Here is a 17559-nt window from a genome sequence, read left to right as displayed (position 1 = left end):
AAAACACCATCCGTTCCGCAACAGCCTTCCTCTACGCTGCCGCCGCCCTCGTTATCCTCCGACGCCTCGCTCGTTACGCTTGAGATTCAAGACGGGCTCTTAGGTTTTGCGCTCGTGGTTCGGCAACCAGCGATGGCGCCGCACATAGATCCAATTGTTAAGGCGAGAGATTACGTTTTCTCTCACTTCCCCAAGAGATACTCAGCTAAAGGCGCATACCTTTCCTACTATGTTTCCGACCACCGCGACGCTTGGCTTGTAGAAGTTTCCAACCAAGATGAGCTAGGCGGCGGCGTTCGCTTGCTGGTTGTCAAACGAAGTGGCGCGACAACGCTGGTTGGCTTTTCGCAATAAGTGACGGCAGCTTTCCACCAGCTATAGCCGTTCTGCCGTCGCCAGCGCGTGCATCGTGCCCAAGAGCCGACCAGCCGCTATCAGGCGGGAAAGCGAACCGGCGTAAATCGCCCAAATGGCACCCAGTCTTATGCATAGGCGATGGCTGGGTCGCCAACATCGACTGGCGATAGGGTTTCTCGTTTCGTCGCGTGTTTGAAACAGTGCGAGACAAGAGTAGGGCGGATGTACGGCGTTGCCGTACTATTTCGCTTGCAATCTATACGGCAATGCCGCATATGAGGGGCGTGCAGTTGATCATCGAGACCAACACTTATCTCGCCGATGCCAAGGCCGCTGGCATGTCGGAAGAAGAGTGCGACGATGTGAAAACTGCGATCGCCACGAACCCGTTACGCGGGACACCGATCGCGGGCGGGGCGCGCAAGGTTCGGGTTGCCGGTCGCGGCAAGGGTAAGTCGGGCGGTTATCGCGTCGTCTATTTCTTTGGCGGCGGCGATATCCCGATCTTCCTGCTCACCGTGTTCGGCAAAGGCGAGAAGGACAATTTGACCAAGGCAGAACAGAACGCGCTCGCGGGGGTTGGAGACCGGCTGCGCGCATCATTTACTAAGAAATGAAAGCCACGAAAGGCTAGACAGTATGAAGAGCGCATTCGACAAGATCATGGGCGGGCTGGATGATGCCGTTGCCTATGCCGAAGGGGACCATAGTCGCGGGCGCGTTGCCACCGTGGATGTAAAGGCAGTTCGTGCCGCGACCAAACTCAGCCAGAGCAAGTTTGCCGACACGTATCGCCTGAGCGTCGCGACCGTTCAGGACTGGGAGCAGGGACGACGCGCCCCGGATCGCAGCTCGGTCACGCTTTTGCGGATGATCGAGGCGGATCCCGCTGGTGTGCAGCAGATTATGGCGAAGATACCAGCGTGAGCCTTCCAGCCAAAGGCCGGACCTCGTGAAGTCTCGGGCTCGTACCAAAGACGCGCTACCGCACCAACCACGCGACCCAAGCGGCCGCGTTGGAATCCCGCTGCGAAGGATATGATCGAAACCAAATTCGACCGTGGCGATCGGGGTGCTTCCCACTCGTTATCCGCGTCATCTAGTGCGCGCAGCGGCACGGCCTGTCCCCCCTTTGACGGGTGCACACCCTAACTCCCCGGCAACGCCTCGAGAAACGCCCGCACCTCGGGCGCGATCGGGAGCGATTTCCCCGTCGGCAGATGGACGTTGACGATGACCATCTCGATCTTGGTATGCACTGCGCCGGTTTCCGCGTGGCACAGCTCGAAGCTCTGCGTCAGGCTCGAATTGCCGATCCGCCCGATCCGCACGAACGCCGCGACCGTGTCGCCCAGCACGAAGGGCCGCAAATAGTCGATCTCGGTATGGCGGACGTGGAATTCGGTGTGTGCCCACGTATCGCCCAGCGCCGCCGCGATGCCGGTCCACTCCCAGAATTCGGTGACCGCGACATCGGCATATTCGAGATAGCGCGAGTTAAAGACGACCTTCTGCCCGTCAATCTCGGCATAGCGCACTTTGAACTGGCAGGAAAACGCGAAGCCCGGACGTGCCATCAAAACAAACCCAATAATTTCACACCGACCAGCGCCAGCACCACGGCCAGGATCGGCCCCAACACGCGGTCCGATACGCGGCTTGCGATCACACTGCCAACCACGATTCCCGGAATCGATCCGACCAGCAGCGACACCAGCAGAAACCCGTCGACCGAGCCGAGCAGCCAATGCCCGATTCCGCCGAGCAAGGTCAGCGGCACGGCATGCGCGATGTCCGAGCCGACCAGCCGGTTGAGCGGCATGTCGGGGTAGAGGATCAGCAACGCCGTCATCCCGAGCGCGCCCGCCCCGACCGAAGTGAGCGAGACCAAAACGCCGAGCACGACGCCGAGCAGCACGGTCAGCCCGGCGAGCCGTGCCTTGCCGATCTTGCCCAGCGCGCGCGTCAAGGCGCGGACGATGTGCGCGCGAAACAGCGTGGCGAGGCCCGACAGGATCAGTGTTACGCCCAATGCGAGCGAAATCGCGCGACCCGTATCCTTGGTTTGCTCGCCGGCATAATGCAGCACCGTCAGCGTCAGCAGCGCGGCGGGGACGCTGCCCAATGCGAGGCGGCCGACGACGCCCCAATCGACCGTGCCGCGCCAGCCATGCACGCTGGTGCCGACGGTCTTGGTCGCGGCGGCATAGAGCAAATCGGTGCCGACCGCCGTCGCGGGGTGGAACCCGAAGGCGAGCACCAGCAGCGGCGTCATCAACGATCCGCCACCGACTCCGGTCAACCCGACGATCAGCCCGACGAGCACGCCGGCCAGCGAATACAGCGGGTTGATCAGCATTGGGGGTTGATCAGCATTGGCGCGGCTCAGCCGGCCTTTGTGCTGGGGATGTTGACGCCCATCGACTGGAGGTACTTCTTAACGTTGCGCGCGGCCTGACGCAGGCGCTGCTCGTTTTCGACCATTGCGATGCGGACAAAGCCTTCTCCGTTTTCCCCATAGCCCACCCCTGGCGCAACCGCGACCTGAGCGTGCGTCAGTAATTGTTTGGAGAACTCAAGACTTCCTAAGTGCGCGAGCGCGGGCGGCAGCGGCGCCCAGGCAAACATCGACGCGCGGGGGCTGGGAATATCCCAGCCGGCGCGACCGAAACTCTCGACCAGCACGTCGCGGCGCTTGTGATAAAGCTGGCGATTGGTCTCGACGATATCCTGCGGGCCGTTGAGCGCGGCGCAGGCGGCGGCCTGGATCGGGGTGAAAGCGCCGTAATCGAGATACGACTTCACGCGCGTCATCGCCGCGATCAGTTTCTTGTTGCCGACCGCGAAGCCGATCCGCCAGCCCGCCATCGAATAGGTCTTGCTGAGCGAGGTGAATTCGACCGCGACATCCTTGGCACCGGGGACTTGCAGGATCGACGGCGTCGGGTTGCCGTCGAAATACAGCTCCGAATAGGCAAGGTCGGAGATGATCCAGACTTGATTGTCCTTCGCCCAGGCGACGAGGCGCTCGTAAAACGCGAGATCGACCGCCTCCGCCGTTGGGTTGGACGGGTAATTGACCACCAGCACCGATGGGCGCGGGACGGTAAACGCCATCGCGCGTTCGAGCGCTTCGAAATATTTTTCGTCGGGCGTGGTCGGCACCGCGCGGATCGTCGCGCCGGCGATGATGAAGCCGAAGGTGTGGATCGGGTAGCTTGGGTTGGGGGCGAGCACGACGTCGCCCGGCGCGGTGATGGCCGTCGCGAGGCTGGCGAGACCCTCTTTCGAGCCCATCGTGACGACGACTTCGCTTTCGGGATCGAGCTCGACGCCGAAACGGCGCCCGTAATAATTGGCCTGGGCCTTGCGCAAGCCCGGAATGCCCTTCGATTGCGAATAGCCATGCGCGTCGGGCTTGCGCGCGACTTCGACCAATTTGTCGATCACGTGCGGCGGCGGCGGCAAATCGGGGTTGCCCATGCCGAGATCGATAATGTCCTCGCCCGTCGCGCGCGCCGCCGCCCGCATCGCGTTCACTTCGGCGATAATGTACGGCGGCAGGCGCTTGATGCGATAGAATTCATCGGACATTGCGGGGATTCCGGTTAGAGAGACGGGAGCACCTTACGGCATTCGCGCTTTGGTGGGAATGACCGGACTGGTTAAGACGCAGCGAGAGGATCGCCTGATGGCCGATATGCCGGATATGCCCGACGTCGCCGTGCCGAGTCTGGCCGATATGCAGCATTGGACATGGGTGCTGGGGCGCGCGCAGCAAATGGTGCTGGAGCAGGGGCTGGATGTTGCGGGCAAGGCTTTGCCGCCGATCCCCGGCGTGACCGATCCCGACACAGTGGCGCGGGCGCGGGATTTCTGGGCCGATAGCCTGGGGCTGTGGCAGCGGATGCTCACCGGCGAAGCGCCGGCGGCAGCGGAAACCCCCGAGCAAGCGCGCGACAAGCGCTTCAAGGATCCGCGCTGGCGCGAGAATCCGGTGTTCGACTGGATCCGCCAAAGCTATTTCCTGCTGTCCGACCAAATGCTCGCGCAGGTCGAGGCGGTGCAGGGGGTGGATGACAAGCAACGCGAACAGCTGCGCTTTGCCGCGCGCGGTTTTCTCGATGCGATGAGCCCGTCCAATTTCCCCGCGACGAACCCCGAAGTGATCGAAAAGACGATCGAAACCGGCGGCGAAAATCTGCTCAAGGGCCTGCACAACATGCTCGCCGATCTCGGCCGGGGGCAATTGACGCACACCGACGCAGGGGCGTTCGAAGTCGGGCGCAATCTGGCGATGACGCCGGGCAAGGTCGTGCTGCGCACCGATCTGTACGAGCTGATCCAGTATAGCCCGACGACCGAAAGCGTGCTGGCGGTGCCGCTGGTGATCTTCCCGCCATGGATCAACCGCTTCTACATTCTCGACCTGACGCCAGAGAAGAGCTTCATCCGCTGGGCGGTGGAGCAGGGGATCACGGTCTTCATGGTGTCGTGGCGCTCGGCCGATGCGAGCATGAAGGATGTGGTGTGGGACGATTATATCGCCGCGCAGATCGCCGCGATCGATACGGTGCGCGCACTGCTCGACGTGCCGGCCGCGCATGTGATCGGCTATTGCGTGGCGGGGACGACGCTGGCCGCGACGCTCGCGATTCTGGCGGCGCGGGGCGAGGCCGCGAAGGTCACCAGCGCGACGTTCTTCACCGCGCAAGTCGATTTCGAGAAAGCCGGCGAGCTGCTGCATTTCGTGAGCGACGAACAGCTCGCCTTGCTCGATTCGGTGACGAAGGACGGCTTTCTTGACGGGCGCTATATGGCGGCAGTGTTCAATCAGCTGCGCGGGCGCGATCTGATCTGGAATTACGTCACCAACAATTATCTGCTCGGCAAGGATTATGCGCCGTTCGATTTGCTGCACTGGAACGGCGATACGACCAATTTGCCCGCGACGTGGCACCGGCAGTATCTGACCGATCTCTACCGCGACAATTTGCTCAGCAAGGCGGGTGCGCTCAGCGCGCTCGGCACGCCGATCGACTTGGGCAAAGTTGCCACGCCAAGCTATATCCAGGCGGGACGCGAGGATCATATCGCGCCGCCCGAGAGCGTCTGGGCGCTTATGCGGCTGTTTGTGGGCGAGAAGCGCTTCGTGCTCGCTGGCTCTGGCCATATTGCGGGGGTGGTCAACCCGCCGGCCGCGCAAAAATACCAATATTGGCTGAACCCGGTGCCGGTCGAATCGCTGGCGGACTTCGTCGCAGGCGCGGTCGAAACCAAGGGTAGTTGGTGGCCCGACTGGATCGACTGGCTGCGCGCACGCGATTCGGCGACGGTTGTCGCAAACGGCGCACGGATCCCCGGACACGGCGCGATCGCGGCGCTTGGCGATGCCCCCGGCGACTATGTGCGCGCCAGATAGGGTTTCGCGTCAGTAGTTGGACCGCCTGCGTTTCATTATGTTGCGGTGCAACATTTTTGCTTGTAAAGCGGCTTCCATCGTTTATATTGCAGTGCAGCAATAACGCGGGAGCAATCCGATCATGGCCAGCAAAGGTCCAAAATCCGACGCCATCACCCCGGTCGTAAAGGCCGCGACCAAGTCCGTTGCCGCGCCGGCAACAGCCGCGGTAGCAGCGCAGGCGCCCGAAGCGAAGCCTGTACCGGTTGCAGCGAAGCCCGTACCGGTTGCAGCGAAGCCCGTACCGGCTGTCGAAAAGCCCACGCCGGTCGCCGAAAAGCCCGCAGCGGTCGTCGCAAAGCCGGTCGTTGCGGCGGCGCCAGCCAAGCCCGCAATCGTCGTCGCCGCGCCGAAGCCGACCCCCGTCATTACCCCCGAAGCAAGCAAGCCGGCCCCCGCACCTGCGGTGGCCATCCTCAAAAAGGAAGTCACCACCATGGAAAATACTCTCAAGTCCGCCGCTGAAAAGGTTCAGGCTCAGGCAACGTCGCTGTTCGGCGATGTCAACGATCGCGCCAAGACGGCCATGGAAAAGGGTTCGAAAATGTTCGAGGACATGAACGAATTCTCGAAGGGCAATGTCGAGGCGCTGGTCGAATCGTCGAAGATCGCCGCCAAGGGCGCTGAAGAGATCGCCAAGTACACGAACGATTACGTCAAGGCGTCGGTCGAAAAGGCCAATGCGACCGCCAAGCAGTTCGCCGCGATCAAGTCGCCAACCGAACTGTTCGCGCTGCAGAGCGAGCATGCCAAGTCGGCAATGGACACGTTCATGGCTGAAAGCGCCAAGTTCACCGAGAACTACCTGAAGCTGCTTGGTGAAATCGCTCAGCCGATTTCGAACCGCGTCGCAGTTGCCGCTGAAAAGATGAAGATCGCCGCATAAGCGCATCGCGCTTTTCGTCGACGCAAAAGGGCGGTCCCGCGAGGGGCCGCCCTTTTCGTATGGCGGCACGCATCAGCCCCCTTGCCCTCACCCCCCGCAATGCCATATTTTAGCGACAGATGATCGACAGCAACACAATCTCGATGGCCGAGCGCCGTGATGGTCCCGACGATGGGGGTTCCAACGATGACGAGGGGACGGGCCTCGGCGTCGCGACGCGGACGCGCAGCAAGACCAAACAGCCGACGCCGTATCGCGTCCTGCTGCTCAACGACGATTACACGCCGATGGAATTCGTCGTGCTCGTGCTGCAGCGCTTTTTTCGCATGGATATGGAGGCGGCGACGCGGGTGATGCTGCATGTCCATCAAAAGGGCGTCGGCGTGTGCGGCATCTTCAGTTACGAAGTCGCCGAAACCAAGGTGAGCCAAGTGCTCGATTTCGCGCGGCAGAACCAACATCCGCTGCAATGCATGCTGGAAAAGGCGTAGCGTCGAACGTCGCTATGGCCGGGGTTTACCGCCCCGCCGGCAGCCATGCCAGATCGAGCCCGGCATAACGATCGACGAAATTCGCCGCGCGCTCGAGTGCGCGCTCGTCGGTAAAGGTCACGCGGCCAGCCTCGCGCGCGATCATTCCTTCGTCCTCCAATTGGCGTAGCATGCGGTTGACGTGAACCGCGGTCAGCCCGGTCGCGTCGCCGAGTTCTTCCTGCGTCAGGCCGAGCGTGAAGCTCATCGTAATGCCGCGGTCGAGCATTCGCATCCGGTTGCGCAAGTCGATCAGGATCGCGGCGACGCGCGCCTTGGCCGAGGTGCGGCCGAGGACCGCCAAGCGGTCGGTCAGCACGGCGCGTTCGATCTGGTCGCACACCATGATCAACGCAGCGAGCCTCGGATGGTCGGTAATGACCGCCGCGAAGGCGGGCCGCTCGAACGGGCAGACCACGCAATCCGACAGCGCCGAGATCGTCTCGCTCGCCGCGCGGTACGCCAGGCTCGATACGGCGAGCATGTCGCCGGCGAAATGGAAGCGCAGGATTTGGCGGCTGCCATCGTCGAGCAGCACCGACGACATCATCATCCCCTTGCGCAGGATGAACATTTCCGCGGCGCGGTCCTTATCGCGCTGTAATGTCGCGCCGCGCCGCACATGGCGTTCGCGCGCCTCCAGCCGCTCCAGCGCGTGCCGTTCGTTTGCGGTCAGCACAACCATGTCGCCCAATCGAACGGCGAAGCAACTTCCTGACACGCGCGCAATATCCCCCTTGAATGGTTCCCTAAAAGCAGTGCGGCGCAAAGCTTGCATTAAAGTCGATCAACCGCCCCCTCCGGCAGTCGGTCCGCCCCGGTCCTTTCTATCCGGCTTGCGCAGACGTAGCGAGGCGATAAACGAGGGGCATGGATCGTATTCTCATTCGCGGTGGAAACCGCCTGTCGGGGCGCTTGCCCATTTCCGGGGCGAAGAACGCAGCCCTTACGCTGATGCCGTGCGCGCTGCTGACCGAGGAACCGGTGACGCTGCGCAATTTGCCGCGGCTCGCCGATGTCGACAGTTTCGGGCATCTGCTCAATCAGCTTGGCTGTTCGACCCGGATTGAGGGCGCGCGGCCCGAAGATTTCGGGCGGGTGATGACGATCCGCGCGGGGAAGCTCACCGCGACCGAGGCGCCGTATGACATCGTGCGCAAAATGCGCGCGTCGATCCTGGTGCTCGGCCCGCTGATCGGGCGCGCGGGCGAGGCGACGGTGTCGCTGCCCGGTGGCTGTGCGATCGGCAACCGCCCGATCGATCTGCATTTGAAGGCGCTCGAAGCAATCGGGGCCAAGCTCGAAATGGCGGCGGGCTATGTCAAGGCGACCGCCCCCGGTGGGCGCCTGTCTGGCGGAAAATACACCTTTCCGATCGTCTCGGTCGGCGCGACCGAGAATGTCGTGATGGCGGCGGTGCTGGCCAAGGGTGGCAGCCGGATCGAAAATGCCGCGCGCGAGCCCGAGATCGTCGATCTGTGCAATCTGCTGGTGCAGATGGGGGCGCGGATTTCGGGGATCGGTACCGAGACGCTCGAGATCGAAGGCGTCGACCGGCTGCACGGTGCCACCTACCGCGTAATGCCCGACCGGATCGAAGCGGGCAGCTATGCCTGCGCGGCGGCGATTACCGGGGGATCGCTCGAACTGGTCGGCGTCAAACTCTCCGACATGCACGCGACGACCGATGCGCTGATCGCCGCCGGCGTGACGCTGGAGGAGCGCGGCGACAATCTGCTCGTCTCCGCCTCCGGCCCGCTCCAGCCGCTGACTTTGTCGACCGCGCCCTATCCGGGTTTTGCCACCGACATGCAGGCGCAATTCATGGCGATGCTGTGCCTGGCGCAGGGCGCGAGCGTGCTGACCGAGACGATTTTCGAGAATCGCTACATGCACGTCCCCGAACTGGCGCGAATGGGCGCGAATATCGAAGTGCATGGCCGCACCGCCGTGGTGCGCGGGGTCGAGCGGCTGACCGGCGCGCCGGTGATGGCGACCGATTTGCGCGCGTCGATGAGCCTGATCATCGCCGGGCTGGTGGCGGATGGCGAGACGCAAGTGTCGCGCGTGTATCACCTCGATCGCGGGTATGAGCGGTTGGAGGAGAAATTGAGCGCGGTCGGGGCGGATATCGAGCGCGTTGGGGACGGCTGAGGGGCCGATTGGGAGGACTTGCTTCCCCGGCGAAGGCCGGGGCCCAGTAGTGCAACGTCGACAGGCGCGGATCGCGCTTCGTTACGGCGACCTTCGCGACGGGGCCCCGGCCTTCGCCGGGGAAGTGCGACAGGAGGCTTGCCCTACCCTCGCGCTACATACGCATCGAGCTTCGCCAGATGCGCTGCAACCGCGTCGTCGGGCAGGAACGAGCCGAGGAACGAGTTCCGCGCGAGCGTGACGAGATCGGCGCGGGTCAGGCCGCGCGCAGCCTCCACTGCGCGGTAATTATCGGCGATGTAGCCGCCGAAATAGGCCGGATCGTCCGAATTTACCGTTGCGCGCAGCCCCGCGCGCAGCATCCGGTCGATCGGATGCGCGACCATGTCGTCGACGACGCACAGCTTCAGGTTCGAGAGCGGGCAGACCGTCAGCGTCATCGCCGTCCGCGCCAGGCGGGCGACGAGCACCGGGTCCTCAAGGCTGCGATTGCCATGGTCGAGCCGGTCGATGGCGAGCAGATCGAGCGCCTGATAGACATAGTCCGGCGGGCCTTCCTCGCCGGCATGCGCGACGGACTTGAGGCCGAGCGCGCGGGCAGCCGCAAAGACGCGCGCGAATTTCTCGGGCGGATGGCCGAGTTCGGACGAATCGAGCCCGACCGCCGCGATCCGGTCGAGCCACGGCCGCGCCGCCTCCAGCGTCTCGAACGCGTCGGCCTCGTCGAGGTGGCGCAGAAAGCTCAGGATCAGCTTCGTCGTCATGCCGTGTTTGGTTTCGGCCTCTTCCATTGCCGACAGTAGGCCGGTGATGACGGTGTCGAAGCTAACGCCGCGCGCGGTGTGCGTTTGCGGATCGAACATGATTTCGGCATGCACGACGCCGTCGGCCGCAGCGCGATCGAAATAGGCAGCCGCAAGGTCGTGGAAATCCCGCACGGTCAGCAGCACGGCCGCCCCGGCATAATAAATGTCGAGGAAATCCTGCAGTCGCGAGAAGTGATAGGCGGCGCGAATCTCTTCGATGTTCGCATAAGGAATCGCGACGCCGTTGCGCTCGGCCAGCGCGAACATCAGTTCGGGCTCGAGGCTGCCCTCGATATGCAAATGCAGTTCGGCCTTGGGCAGGCCGGTGATGAAGTCGCCCATAGGCGCGAGTGCGGGTGCCGACATCGCACCCCTTTAGGTCGGCGGAACGGGGAAGTTTAGGGGAAAGTGGACCCCGGCGTCGGCGGCGATCGTAATTTACAAGATGTAGACTGGCGATCGTTAGACGCGGCGATGATGAAGCGGATTCCTCTTGTACTCGCGCTGATTGCCACCGCTACCGTGCTGTTTGCGGCGTGGATGCCGCTCGCGACGCTCGATCCGCGCAATGTCGGCTGGTTGCTCGCCGGATATGATCGCGGGCAAAGCGCGATCGGGCTCGCCGCTTATCTTGCCGGCGGGGGTTGGCCGTCGTTTCACATCGCCTTGCTGTCCGCGCCTGAGGGGACGAGCTTGCTGCTGACCGACAGCATCCCGTTGCTGGGGCTGCTGTTGGGGCCGTTTGCCGCCGTGCTGCCGCCGGGGCTGCAATTCATCGGACCGTGGATGTTCGCGTGCCTGGTGCTGCAGGTACTGTTCGCCTGGGCGCTGGTTCGCCCGCATGCCCCCGATACGCTTACGGCGTGGTTCGGCACGGTCTTGCTGGCGGCGCTGCCGATGCTGTTCAACCGCTTCCCGCACGTCAGCCTGTGCGCGCAGTGGCTGATCCTGTGGGCGTTGTGGATCTATGTCGAACCGCGGCGTACCGACCGTCCGTTATGGTGGCTGGCGGTGCTGGCGACGGCGACGCTGGTGCACAGCTATCTCTTGCTGATGGTGGCGAGTATCTGGGCGGGCGCGCTGCTGCGGCGGTTCGTCGCGGGCAGCCGCGTGCGCCCCGTGATCGAAGCGGTGGCGACGATCGGAGTCGTTGTGCTGCTGCTCGCGCTCCAGGGGGTGTTTGGCGGCGGCTTCGAATCGACCGGCACGTACGGCGCTTTTCCAATGGCGCTCGATGGGTGGTGGAACCCGGCCAATCCGACCTATTCGGCGCTGCTGCCGTCGCCGCCGCAGGATCATGGCCGCGGGTATGAGGGATTGAATTACCTCGGGGTCGGGATGATCCTCGTGGTGTTGGTCGCAGGCGCAACGCGGCGCGCGGGGCTGCGGCGGCTCGCCTGGCTGCTGCCGGGCTTTGCGGTGCTGATGCTCGTCGCGATCGGGCCGCAGCCGATCCTGTGGGGTCAACCGGTCGCGACGCTGCATCTGCCGCTTTGGCTGACCGATGCACTGGACCCGGTGCGGGCTGCGGGGCGGCTGGTCTGGCCGATGACCTACACGCTGACCTATGCCGCGGTCATCAGCGTCATGGCCTTGCGCCGCGCGACGATCGTCCTTGCCGCGGCCGTCGCCCTACAGGCGGTCGATCTAGTGCCGATGCTCGCGGCGATCCGCGCGACGAGCGCGCGGGCGGACGATCCCGCCGTCTTCGTCCGCACCCGCGATCCGCGCTGGGTGGGATTGGTCGCGCAGGCCAAGCAGATCGACTTCACCCCGGCCGATCCCTTCATCGATCTGCAACTGCTTGAGGAAGTGACTTGGCGCGCGGTGGTGGCGCGGCGTCCGGTCGGCTTCACCTATACCGCGCGCACGTCGAGTACGACGCGCCTGCGCACCGCCGCCGAACGCCTGGCGTTCGAGCGCGGTACGATCGCGCCCGGCCATCTGGTGATCGTCCAGGACGGGAAGCTCCCCGCGACGCTCGCCCGCCGCGCGCTGCACATCGACGGGGTGACGGTCATCGCGCCCTGAACGGTGGCGACTCAGATCGCCGCGAGCGCCTGTTCGAAATCGGCGATCAGATCGTCGGCATCCTCCACCCCGATCGAGATCCGCACGAGATTGTCGGTGATGCCGAGCGCTTGCTTGCGCGCATCGGGCACCGACAGATGCGTCATCGCGGCAGGGTGCGACGCCAGCGTCTCGGTCCCGCCGAGCGACACGGCGAGCTTGGCGATTTTCAGCGCGTCGAGGAAAGCGAAGGCTTCCTTCTCGCCGCCATTGACGAGCAGCGAGAAGGTCGAGCCAGCGCCGGTGCAGTGGCGCGCGTAGATATCGGCCTGGCGCTCCATCCCCGGCGTATCGGCCAAGAAGCCGAGATAGCCAACGCGCTCGACCTTCGGGTGCTGACGCAAATAGGCGCAGACCTTGACCGCATTCTCGCCCGCGCGGCTCATGCGCAGTTCGAGCGTTTCGAGGCTACGCATCAGCATCCATGCGGTGTTGGGATCGCAGATCGTGCCGATCGTGTTGCGCATCATGCGAATGGTGTTGATGTGCTCCTTGGACCCGAGCACGCCGCCCGCGACGAGATCGCTATGCCCGCCGGCATATTTGGTGAGCGAATAGACGACGATGTCGGCACCGTGCTGGAGCGGCTTGAGCCACAGCGGGCCGAGAAAGGTGTTGTCGATCGCGATCGGCGGCTTGACCGCCGCCTTGGCGAAGATCGCGTCGCGGCTCGCCGCCACCGCCTGGATATCGACCAGCGCGTTGGTCGGGTTGGCGGGGCTTTCGAGATAGATGAGCGCGACATTGCCGGTCGCTGCCCTGGCCATCACCGCATCGATCTCTGCGCGCGTCGCGCCGGCCGGAAAATCGAGCCAATGCACGCCGAAGCGCCCGAGAATCCGCGCGATCAGCGTCTCGGTCGCGGCATAAAGCGGGCCGGAATGGACGATCGTGTCGCCCGGCTTGACCATCGACAGGAACAAGGTCGCGATCGCCGACATGCCGGAGGAGAAAACGAGCGCGTCCTCCGCTTCTTCCCAGACGCCGAGCCGGTCTTCGAGAATCTCCTGATTCGGGCCGTTGAAGCGCGAATAAACGAGGCCCTCGGCCCCGCCCGGACGCTTGCCGGTGACGCCCTCGAAATGGCGCTTGCCCGCCGCGGCATTGGGGAAGACGTAGGTCGAGGTGGCGAAGATCGGCGGTTTGAGCGACCCTTCGGACAGCGCGGGATCATAGCCATGCCCCATCATCAGCGTGGACGGCTTGAGCTTGCGGTCGCCGATTTTCTCAATCGACGGCTTGGGCTTGGTGCGCGCGGCGACGCCGGTCAGATCGGCTTCGGTTTCGTGCGTGTCGGTCTTCGCCATCGGGATTCCGTCCTGCTGCAAAAAATGATAGAAACGCTTACCGCGCGATAGTCTCAAAAGATACCATCTCGCGACGAACGCAGGGGAGGACGCGGTATGGCGGTTGCGGTGGTGTCGATCCCGGTCAGGGATCAGGTGGCGGGGCGGACGTTCTATACCGAGGTGATCGGGCTGGCGGTGTTGCGCGACGAAGCAATGGGGCCGGACATGCGCTGGATCCAGCTTCAGCCCAAAGACGGCGGGGCGACCATCGCGCTGGTGACCTGGTTCCAGGGCATGCCGCCGGGCGGCGTGCAGGGGCTGATGCTCGGCGTCGACAATGCCGATGCCGAATATGCGCGGCTGTCCGCGCTCGGGATTACGGTGTCGCCAGTCGACGAACAGCCGTGGGGGCGTTTCACGATGCTGAACGACCCCGACGGCAATGGCCTGATCCTCGCGCAGCTTACCGCGCCGGAGGAATTCAGGACGCGATAGTCATGTAAGCCCCTCCCCTTCAGGGGAGGGGTTGGGGGTGGGGACTATCCGCGTGTCCGACGTCAAGCTTGAGGCACGGCCCCACCCCAACCCCTCCCCTGAAGGGGAGGGGCTTATCCCGCAGACAGCCCGATGATCGCGATCTGCCGCCCGTAACCCGGTTCGCCGCGGTGCGTGGCGCGGCGGTAGCTGAAGAACCGCGCTTCGTCGGCGTAGGTGTCGAGTCCGAGCAGCGCGACACGGCCAATCCCGGCCTCGGCGAGGCGGTGGGCGACATAGGCCTCCAAGTCGAACTGGAAGTGGCCCTCGCGGCCTTCCGCAAAAAAGCGTTCATTGGCCGGGTCGTGCGCCGCGAAACGGCGCGCAAAGGCGTCGTCGACCTCATAACTGCTGCGCGCGATGCACGGGCCGATCGCGGCGGCGATGCGCTCGCGCTTTGCGCCCAGCGCTTCCATTGCGAGGATCGTCGCGTCGGTCACGCCGCCGAGCGCTCCCTTCCACCCGGCATGCGCCGCGCCGACGACGCCCGCCGCCACGTCGGCCAGTAGGACCGGCGCGCAATCGGCGGTCAGGATGCCGAGCGCGAGGCCGGGACGATCGGTCACCAGTGCATCGGCGCGCGGGCGCAGCCGGTCCTCGAAGGGCGCGCGTACCGTCACGCAATCGGCGGAGTGGGTTTGATAGAGCGTGGTGAGCGCCGCTCCGGGCAGCACGGCGGCGGTCGCCAGCCGTCGATTTTCGAGGACCGCGGCAGCATCGTCATCGGAGCCGATCCCGACGTTCAGCCCGGCATGAAGCCCGGTAGAAACCCCGCCGATCCGCCCGAGAAAGCCATGCGCGACGCCGTCCAATGACGGCGCGCGGATGACCGCGACCGGCGGGGGCGCGCTCACAGCAGCAGCCGCATCAAATTGTCGTCATCGACCGTCTCGCCAACGCGAAAGGCGATCCGCCCAATATCTTCGAAGCCATATTTTTCGTAGAAACGGTGTGCGCGGTGATTGTCGACATAGACGCTGAGGATGATCTCGCGCGCGCCGTGGCTGCGCGCATGTTCGAGCGACCAGGCCATCAATTGCTGCGCGACGCCCTCGCCATGCCACGCGCCCAGCACGTAGAATTGATACAGTTCGATCGCGTCGGGGCGCCATTCGCCGGGGAAGGTGACGGGGCCCATCTTGACGAAGCCGATGATCTCTTCGCCGCCATTTTCCTTGGCCGCCAGCGCGAGCCGGATCGCGAAATCGGGATCGGACAATTGCGACGGCAAGCCATTCGCGCCGAACGCCTGGTCGAGAAAGGCGGCGAGGTCCGACTGCGGGTAGAGCGTTCCGAAGGTCTCGGTAAAGGAGCGCCGCGCCATGGCGGCGAGCTCGGGGCCATCGATCGTGCGGGCGTCGCGGTAGGTGATCATGCAAAACCTGCGGGGTTGGGCCAGCCGGGTGCGGTGACGGCGAGGACCTGGAAGAGATCGCCCATGTCCTGCGTCAGGCGGGCTTTGTCGATGGCAATCTGCGCCGCGCGGGTGGGTGCCGCCGTCGCGAGTGCGGTGGCGCGCGCGTCGATACCGAGCGCGGAGAGGAACGCGCCCTGGCCGGTAGGGCCCGCCACGTGCGCGCGCTCAACTAAGGCGGCGGCCGCGAGTGTGCCGAAATCGACATGCGCGGTGAGATCCTGTTCGCCGGGGTGTTCGAACGGATTGGCGAAGGCATGGCCGCGCACCGCCTGGAGCGTGTCGCCGATTGCGGGGCCGTCATAACCATAGTCGATCGCGAGCAGCGCGCCGCCCTGCGCCACGATCCGCTGGGCGAGGCCGCGCAGGATCGCGACGCTGGCGGGCGATGTTTCGATCACCGATCCGGCGGCGGCGTCGCGCAATTGTTCCGGGATCACCGCATCGGGGATTTGCTTGCCCGCGATTGGCAGGAACAGCGTGTCCTGGCACGCGACGAGCCGTTCGAACCAGCCCGCGCGCCCGCGCACCAACTGCCGGATCGGCAGCGCATCGAAAAATTCATTGGCGATCACGATCAGCGGGCGATCGGTCGGGAGCGTGTCGATCGCATCGTGCCAGGTCGCTTGCGGTACGCGCTCAGCCTGGGCTGCGCGGAGCACCGGGCTGGTCTCGACGAAATGGACGGGCGGCGCGAGGCCCGCTTTGCGCATCGCGCGCAGGGCATCGACGGTGAGCGTACCGCGCCCGGGGCCGAGTTCGACCCATGCCGCCTCCGGCCGTTCGGCGCGGTCCCACAGATCGGCGGCCCACAGCCCGATCAGTTCGCCGAACATCTGGCTGATCTCGGGCGCGGTGGTGAAATCGCCGCCCGCGCCGAGCGGATCGCGCGTTTCATAATAATGCTGGTTCGCGGCCGCCATAAACTGGGCGAGCGAAATCGGCCCGGCCAGCGTGATCGCGCGCGCGAGGCGGTCGGCCAAAATCCCCCTCCCGCTTGCGGGAGGGGTTAGGGGAGGGGATTCAGCGAACATCTGAGGTGCGCAATGCCCTCCCCCAGCCCCTCCCGCAAGCGGGAGGGGAGCAAGAAGGTGCCCTCCCGCGAGCGGGAGGGGAATTTTCTCACGCGACGCTCTCGCCTCCGGCGATCGGTTCGACGCGGGTGCGGCGGCCTTTGGCAGTCAGCACCAGATACAGCCCGCCGACGATCATCGGCAGCGTCAGTACCTGGCCCATATGGATCGTATTGGCGAAGAAGCCGCCTGCCCATTCGCGGAATTGACCGTCGGGTTCGCGGAAGAATTCGACCGTGAAGCGCGCGAGGCCGTAGCCGAGCAGGAACAGCCCGACCAATTTGCCCGGCTCGTAGCGCGCCTTGGTGCGCCAGAAGGCGAACCACAGAATCGCGAACAAGGCGATTCCTTCGAGCCCTGCCTCGTACAATTGGCTCGGGTGGCGCGCCGGATCGATGATGCCGGGCATCACCGTATCGGGGAAGACGATCGCCCAGGGAACATTGCTCGGCTTGCCCCACAATTCACCATTCACGAAATTGGCGACACGCCCGAAAAACAGCCCGAACGGCACGGCGCAGGCAAGATAATCGTGGATGCGCAACCAATCGAGCTTCTGCGCTCGCGCGAACAGGATGATGCCGATCGACGTGCCGATCATGCCGCCATGGAACGACATGCCGCCATCCCACAGCCGGAAAATGCCGGTCGAGACGAGCAATTGCGGGGCGTAGAAGAGCGCGTAACCGATCCGCCCGCCGAGAATGATGCCGAGCGTTGCGTAGAAGACGAGGTCGTCGGCATGCCGCCTGGCCATCGGGCTGCCGGGTTGGGCGATCAGCTTGAGCAGGTACCACCAGCCGACGACGATGCCGGTGATATAGGCGATCGAATACCATTTGATCTGAAAGAAACCGAGGTCGAGCGCGACCTTGCTCAGGTGCAGATCGGTGAAATGCAGGTGCGGGGAGACCGTCGTCGCGGCGGCGACGATCTGGCCTAGCATTGGGATCTGGCCGAGCACTGGCGAAAGATGAGACAGGAT

General features: G+C 64.5%; 19 protein-coding genes. 9 read left to right on the top strand and 10 right to left on the bottom strand.

What is annotated here, in order from left to right:
- From IEV62_RS18245 to IEV62_RS13135, 3 genes are all read left to right on the top strand, one after another.
- The coding region (locus tag IEV62_RS18245) for a hypothetical protein (RefSeq protein WP_229733120.1) at positions 1 to 354 on the top strand (354 nt) is incomplete at its 5' end.
- A gap of 269 nt (positions 355 to 623) precedes the next feature.
- Complete coding sequence (locus tag IEV62_RS13140) at positions 624 to 974, top strand: type II toxin-antitoxin system RelE/ParE family toxin (protein WP_229733118.1); 351 nt, start codon at positions 624 to 626, stop codon at positions 972 to 974.
- Between the two features lie 22 nt (positions 975 to 996).
- Positions 997 to 1284 (top strand): helix-turn-helix domain-containing protein, encoded by a 288-nt coding sequence (locus IEV62_RS13135; protein WP_188448190.1) that lies wholly within the window; start codon positions 997 to 999, stop codon positions 1282 to 1284.
- A 221-nt stretch (positions 1285 to 1505) separates the two neighbouring features.
- Here IEV62_RS13135 and IEV62_RS13130 read toward each other — a convergent pair whose 3' ends face one another.
- Genes IEV62_RS13130 through IEV62_RS13120 form a run of 3 tightly spaced genes read right to left on the bottom strand, consistent with a single transcriptional unit; the run spans position 1506 to position 3951 of the window.
- Complete coding sequence (locus IEV62_RS13130; protein WP_188448188.1) at positions 1506 to 1934, bottom strand: acyl-CoA thioesterase; 429 nt, start codon at positions 1932 to 1934, stop codon at positions 1506 to 1508.
- Entirely contained in the window at positions 1934 to 2716 is a 783-nt protein-coding gene (locus tag IEV62_RS13125; protein WP_188448186.1) for a sulfite exporter TauE/SafE family protein, read from the bottom strand. The genes IEV62_RS13130 and IEV62_RS13125 overlap by 1 nt, the downstream gene beginning before the upstream one ends.
- 26 nt (positions 2717 to 2742) lie before the next feature.
- On the bottom strand, positions 2743 to 3951 hold the full coding sequence (locus IEV62_RS13120; RefSeq protein ID WP_188448184.1) for an LL-diaminopimelate aminotransferase: 1209 nt from the start codon (positions 3949 to 3951) through the stop codon (positions 2743 to 2745).
- A 106-nt stretch (positions 3952 to 4057) separates the two neighbouring features.
- Here IEV62_RS13120 and IEV62_RS13115 point away from each other — a divergent pair, with 106 nt between their 5' ends.
- The 3 genes from IEV62_RS13115 (at position 4058) to clpS (ending at position 7195) form a co-directional block, all read left to right on the top strand.
- Complete coding sequence (locus IEV62_RS13115; protein ID WP_188448209.1) at positions 4058 to 5779, top strand: PHA/PHB synthase family protein; 1722 nt, start codon at positions 4058 to 4060, stop codon at positions 5777 to 5779.
- Between the two features lie 121 nt (positions 5780 to 5900).
- On the top strand, positions 5901 to 6704 hold the full coding sequence (locus tag IEV62_RS13110; protein ID WP_188448182.1) for a phasin family protein: 804 nt from the start codon (positions 5901 to 5903) through the stop codon (positions 6702 to 6704).
- 143 nt (positions 6705 to 6847) lie between these two features.
- Entirely contained in the window at positions 6848 to 7195 is a 348-nt protein-coding gene (gene clpS / locus IEV62_RS13105) for an ATP-dependent Clp protease adapter ClpS (protein ID WP_188448207.1), read from the top strand.
- A 25-nt stretch (positions 7196 to 7220) separates the two neighbouring features.
- Here the strand turns inward: clpS and IEV62_RS13100 are convergent, their stop codons facing one another.
- Positions 7221 to 7919: a Crp/Fnr family transcriptional regulator gene (locus IEV62_RS13100; protein ID WP_188448206.1), complete on the bottom strand. Its 699-nt coding sequence runs from the start codon at positions 7917 to 7919 to the stop codon at positions 7221 to 7223.
- Positions 7920 to 8104: 185 nt separating this feature from the next.
- On the opposite strand from IEV62_RS13100, the gene murA reads away from it, so the two are divergent.
- Complete coding sequence (gene murA, locus IEV62_RS13095) at positions 8105 to 9388, top strand: UDP-N-acetylglucosamine 1-carboxyvinyltransferase (protein ID WP_188448181.1); 1284 nt, start codon at positions 8105 to 8107, stop codon at positions 9386 to 9388.
- A gap of 143 nt (positions 9389 to 9531) precedes the next feature.
- Here murA and IEV62_RS13090 read toward each other — a convergent pair whose 3' ends face one another.
- Positions 9532 to 10560, bottom strand: a complete 1029-nt coding sequence (locus IEV62_RS13090) for an adenosine deaminase (protein WP_229733116.1) — start codon at positions 10558 to 10560, stop codon at positions 9532 to 9534.
- 108 nt (positions 10561 to 10668) lie between these two features.
- On the opposite strand from IEV62_RS13090, the gene IEV62_RS13085 reads away from it, so the two are divergent.
- On the top strand, positions 10669 to 12225 hold the full coding sequence (locus IEV62_RS13085) for a DUF6311 domain-containing protein (protein WP_188448179.1): 1557 nt from the start codon (positions 10669 to 10671) through the stop codon (positions 12223 to 12225).
- An 11-nt stretch (positions 12226 to 12236) separates the two neighbouring features.
- On the opposite strand, the gene IEV62_RS13080 is transcribed toward IEV62_RS13085, so the two are convergent.
- Positions 12237 to 13571, bottom strand: a complete 1335-nt coding sequence (locus tag IEV62_RS13080) for a cystathionine gamma-synthase family protein (RefSeq protein WP_188448177.1) — start codon at positions 13569 to 13571, stop codon at positions 12237 to 12239.
- Positions 13572 to 13667: 96 nt separating this feature from the next.
- Here IEV62_RS13080 and IEV62_RS13075 point away from each other — a divergent pair, with 96 nt between their 5' ends.
- Entirely contained in the window at positions 13668 to 14048 is a 381-nt protein-coding gene (locus tag IEV62_RS13075) for a VOC family protein (RefSeq protein WP_188448175.1), read from the top strand.
- Between the two features lie 113 nt (positions 14049 to 14161).
- Here the strand turns inward: IEV62_RS13075 and pgeF are convergent, their stop codons facing one another.
- The 4 genes from pgeF to lgt all read right to left on the bottom strand — a co-directional run bounded on the left by pgeF (position 14162) and on the right by lgt (position 17520).
- A complete protein-coding gene (gene pgeF, locus IEV62_RS13070) occupies positions 14162 to 14941 on the bottom strand; it encodes a peptidoglycan editing factor PgeF (protein WP_188448173.1) in 780 nt (259 codons plus the stop codon).
- Positions 14938 to 15462 (bottom strand): GNAT family N-acetyltransferase, encoded by a 525-nt coding sequence (locus IEV62_RS13065; RefSeq protein ID WP_188448171.1) that lies wholly within the window; start codon positions 15460 to 15462, stop codon positions 14938 to 14940. Before IEV62_RS13065 ends, pgeF begins: the two co-directional genes overlap by 4 nt.
- Positions 15459 to 16535 carry a class I SAM-dependent methyltransferase gene (locus tag IEV62_RS13060; RefSeq protein WP_188448169.1) on the bottom strand — a complete coding sequence of 359 codons (1077 nt, stop codon included), beginning with the start codon at positions 16533 to 16535 and terminating at the stop codon, positions 15459 to 15461. Before IEV62_RS13060 ends, IEV62_RS13065 begins: the two co-directional genes overlap by 4 nt.
- An 88-nt stretch (positions 16536 to 16623) precedes the next feature.
- Positions 16624 to 17520 carry a prolipoprotein diacylglyceryl transferase gene (lgt, locus tag IEV62_RS13055; RefSeq protein ID WP_188448202.1) on the bottom strand — a complete coding sequence of 299 codons (897 nt, stop codon included), beginning with the start codon at positions 17518 to 17520 and terminating at the stop codon, positions 16624 to 16626.
- Positions 17521 to 17559: the final 39 nt, after the last annotated feature.

The organism is Sphingomonas psychrolutea, assembly GCF_014636175.1.
GTDB classification, from domain to species: Bacteria; Pseudomonadota; Alphaproteobacteria; order Sphingomonadales; family Sphingomonadaceae; genus Sphingomonas; species Sphingomonas psychrolutea.
This window is presented reverse-complemented; position numbering and strand designations above follow the sequence as displayed.

Excerpts from the sequence above, each read along its gene's own strand:
- IEV62_RS13140 (WP_229733118.1), top strand. The coding sequence starts at position 624 with ATGCCGCATATGAGGGGCGTGCAGTTGATCATCGAGACCAACACTTAT.
- IEV62_RS13135 (WP_188448190.1), top strand. The coding sequence starts at position 997 with ATGAAGAGCGCATTCGACAAGATCATGGGCGGGCTGGATGATGCCGTT.
- IEV62_RS13130 (WP_188448188.1), bottom strand. The coding sequence starts at position 1,934 with ATGGCACGTCCGGGCTTCGCGTTTTCCTGCCAGTTCAAAGTGCGCTAT.
- IEV62_RS13125 (WP_188448186.1), bottom strand. The coding sequence starts at position 2,716 with ATGCTGATCAACCCGCTGTATTCGCTGGCCGGCGTGCTCGTCGGGCTG.
- IEV62_RS13120 (WP_188448184.1), bottom strand. The coding sequence starts at position 3,951 with ATGTCCGATGAATTCTATCGCATCAAGCGCCTGCCGCCGTACATTATC.
- IEV62_RS13115 (WP_188448209.1), top strand. The coding sequence starts at position 4,058 with ATGCCGGATATGCCCGACGTCGCCGTGCCGAGTCTGGCCGATATGCAG.
- IEV62_RS13110 (WP_188448182.1), top strand. The coding sequence starts at position 5,901 with ATGGCCAGCAAAGGTCCAAAATCCGACGCCATCACCCCGGTCGTAAAG.
- clpS (WP_188448207.1), top strand. The coding sequence starts at position 6,848 with ATGGCCGAGCGCCGTGATGGTCCCGACGATGGGGGTTCCAACGATGAC.
- IEV62_RS13100 (WP_188448206.1), bottom strand. The coding sequence starts at position 7,919 with ATGGTTGTGCTGACCGCAAACGAACGGCACGCGCTGGAGCGGCTGGAG.
- murA (WP_188448181.1), top strand. The coding sequence starts at position 8,105 with ATGGATCGTATTCTCATTCGCGGTGGAAACCGCCTGTCGGGGCGCTTG.
- IEV62_RS13090 (WP_229733116.1), bottom strand. The coding sequence starts at position 10,560 with ATGTCGGCACCCGCACTCGCGCCTATGGGCGACTTCATCACCGGCCTG.
- IEV62_RS13085 (WP_188448179.1), top strand. The coding sequence starts at position 10,669 with ATGATGAAGCGGATTCCTCTTGTACTCGCGCTGATTGCCACCGCTACC.
- IEV62_RS13080 (WP_188448177.1), bottom strand. The coding sequence starts at position 13,571 with ATGGCGAAGACCGACACGCACGAAACCGAAGCCGATCTGACCGGCGTC.
- IEV62_RS13075 (WP_188448175.1), top strand. The coding sequence starts at position 13,668 with ATGGCGGTTGCGGTGGTGTCGATCCCGGTCAGGGATCAGGTGGCGGGG.
- IEV62_RS13065 (WP_188448171.1), bottom strand. The coding sequence starts at position 15,462 with ATGATCACCTACCGCGACGCCCGCACGATCGATGGCCCCGAGCTCGCC.
- IEV62_RS13060 (WP_188448169.1), bottom strand. The coding sequence starts at position 16,535 with ATGTTCGCTGAATCCCCTCCCCTAACCCCTCCCGCAAGCGGGAGGGGG.
- lgt (WP_188448202.1), bottom strand. The coding sequence starts at position 17,520 with ATGCTAGGCCAGATCGTCGCCGCCGCGACGACGGTCTCCCCGCACCTG.